Source organism: Pseudoalteromonas sp. BSi20439 (genome assembly GCF_000241165.1).
GTDB lineage: Bacteria > Pseudomonadota > Gammaproteobacteria > Enterobacterales > Alteromonadaceae > Pseudoalteromonas.
This window is the reverse complement of the sequence record NZ_BADW01000122.1, coordinates 1-2,616: the sequence shown is the minus strand read 5'-3', so window position 1 is coordinate 2,616 and position 2,616 is coordinate 1. Positions and strand designations below refer to the sequence as shown.

The following is a 2,616-nucleotide window of genomic DNA, read 5'->3' as shown; positions in this document are numbered from 1 at the left end:
GTGCGTATTCTCATGACTTTGATCACCGATTCTCATCAGCTTTGATCGCTTGATTTATCATTTTGTAGAGCCATTTTTAAATTAACTTAACTGATCATCATCAGTCAATTCATTTAACTGTTTTCGTATCGATTCTCCTTTTAAATTCAACTTAATTGCACCATGAATCAGCCTATCTAAAATAGCATCAGCGTGCGTTGATTCGCCGATCATTTGGTGCCAATTTTCCTGTGGTAACTGACTAATGATGATGTGTGATTTATAACCATATCTAGCATCGACTAATTCAAGTAAGTCGCTTCGTTGCTGAGCACTGAGTGGCTCTAGCCCCCAATCGTCTAAAATAAGTAAGTCGTATTTAATGAGTTTACCCAATAATTTTCGATAACTGCCATCGGCCTGTGCTAGAAATAGACTTTCAAGTAATTCTTTTAATCGAATATAGAAGACACTTTTTCCTTGTAAACAGTGCTCGTGACCCAAGGCACACGCGAGGTAGGTTTTGCCACAGCCTGTGGCGCCTGTAATTAATATATTCTGATGTAAACCCAGCCAGGTGCTTTGGCTGAGGCTGCGTATTTGTGCTTTATCTAGATTGCGCTTCGGCGAGTAAATGAGTTGATTTAACTGACCCGGTACGCGGAATTTTGCTTGTCGCACCAGTCGCTCTATTTTTCTTTGGTCACGCGTATCAATTTCATGTGTTAGCAATAAACTGACGCGCTCTATAAAGCTTTGTTCTTGATATAGGTTTGGCTGTTCAAGCTGCTGCTTGAGTGCTTGCTTTATACCCGATAACTTGAGCAATTGAAGTTGCTGATTAATTGTTTCTATCATGTTTACATTCCTTAATGGTAGTAATCTGTGCCACGTATGTTGCTGTGTGTAATTGGCTTTTCTGGCTCTGTTTGGAGTGTGGGTAATGGTTGTTGGTCTAACCCTTTTTGCAGCATTTGCTTAATAGATCTGTGTGTGGTCGTATTCATGCAAATTGCTCGGTAACATGCTCGCTCGAGGCGTTCTTTTGAATACGTTTTAGCTAAACTTAATACCCCTAAACAGGTGCGATAAGCTTGCTCTGGATGACGTTTGCTATTAAGCAATAATTCAACGACTTGATGAGTATAATCACCGATACTCAATGCCCATGAGCGTAAATTTATCGGTGACTGCTCATGCTGTTTTTGATGCGCCTTTGGCATATGATGTGTCTGTGTCGTATGTCCGCCTAAACGGTTTGAGCGAGGATGCTGTGCTATTAAAGTGCCGTCATAATAAAGCTGCACGAGTTGATTGGATATGTGTGCGCGTAATTGTTTTTTAACCCACAGATAAGGCACGCTGTAGTAATGTTTTTCTATTTCAACATGGTAATCAATATGCACACGTACTGTTTTGATTTGTGTATATTGATAGGGCTTTTCAGGCAATGGCTTTAATGCGTTTTTATCCACCATATCAAATAGCTGTTTGCGTGATTGTTGATATTGCTTCATCACCTTATTGTTCATCATATCCAGTAGCTTTGCTATTTCATGATTGAGTTGCGCTAAGCTGTGGAAGGTTTGGTTACGTAAGCGTGCCATGATCCAACGCTCAACAATTTGTACGCCGACTTCAGCCTTCGATTTATCTTTGGGTTTATAAGGTCTAGCCGGAATGACAGCAACGTTAAAGTACTCGGCTAACTGGTGGTACGTCGGATTTAAATCAGGCTCGTAGCGACAGGTTTTACTGACAGCACTTCTGAGATTATCGGGAATAACAACGTCAGGAACGCCGCCTAAAAATTCAAAGCAACGCGCATGACTCATTACCCAATCTTCAAGTTGCTGACTATACGTTGCTTCAGCATAGGTATAATTTGATGCACCTAGTACAGCAACGAATATCTGAGCAGTGCGCTTTTCTTGTGTCGTCGGACAAGTAATGGTAATTGTGGGGCCACAATAATCCACAAACAGCTTTTCACCCCCTTTATGCTGCTGACGCATTGAGAGTCGCTGGGTACCTAACCATTGTTTATAAGCTCGGCAGAAGTGACTGTAGCTGTAATAAGGCTCACCCACTTTTTCAAGTAACTCATCAAATACGAGCTGTAATGTTAGGTGTTTATGTTGTTTTAAGTCTTTATTGATATTTAACCAGTCAGGCGTTGGGTGTCTTTTTTTACGCGTTGAGAAGCGCTTGAGTTTGGTGTTGAAAAATGTATTTTGCTGTTTATCCTCTGGTATTGGCCATTGATTTAAGCCTAACTCATTGGCCTTTTTAAGGTAATTAGCCACAGTACCAGGTGAAATATTTAAACTTCTGGCAATCTCTCGATGGGATAATTGTGCTGAGTACTTCAGCCGTAAAATGGAATGTAATTTACTCATAGATATAGGTCTTGTTGTCATTGTTGTTATCCTCATCAAACGATTCAGATAACGGTTTAACACACCTACAAAAATGATAAAACGTGAACTCGGTTACGAGTGGTATTAAGCTTTGATCGGCAAAATCATTAAGAGCATAAATGTGATCATTTACAAGTGATTTTAGTGATCAAAGCTTAATGAGAATAAGCGATCAAAGTTAATGCAATTGGGTGATCAAAGCTGGAGAGAATATGCA

General features: G+C 40.1%; 2 protein-coding genes. Both read right to left on the bottom strand.

The genetic code is table 11. The features are described from left to right. Window positions 1–81 precede the first annotated feature (81 nt). Window positions 82–837, bottom strand: coding sequence for an IS21-like element helper ATPase IstB (gene istB, locus P20439_RS11275; protein WP_008127212.1), 756 nt, complete (start codon window positions 835–837; stop codon window positions 82–84). A gap of 11 nt (window positions 838–848) precedes the next feature. After that, window positions 849–2,399, bottom strand: coding sequence for an IS21 family transposase (gene istA / locus P20439_RS11270; RefSeq protein WP_008466912.1), 1,551 nt, complete (start codon window positions 2,397–2,399; stop codon window positions 849–851). Window positions 2,400–2,616 lie beyond the last annotated feature (217 nt).

What these genes read in the sequence shown, in the direction of transcription:
- istA (WP_008466912.1), bottom strand. Translation starts at nt 2,399, where the DNA reads ATGACAACAAGACCTATATCTATGAGTAAATTACATTCCATTTTACGG.
- istB (WP_008127212.1), bottom strand. Translation starts at nt 837, where the DNA reads ATGATAGAAACAATTAATCAGCAACTTCAATTGCTCAAGTTATCGGGT.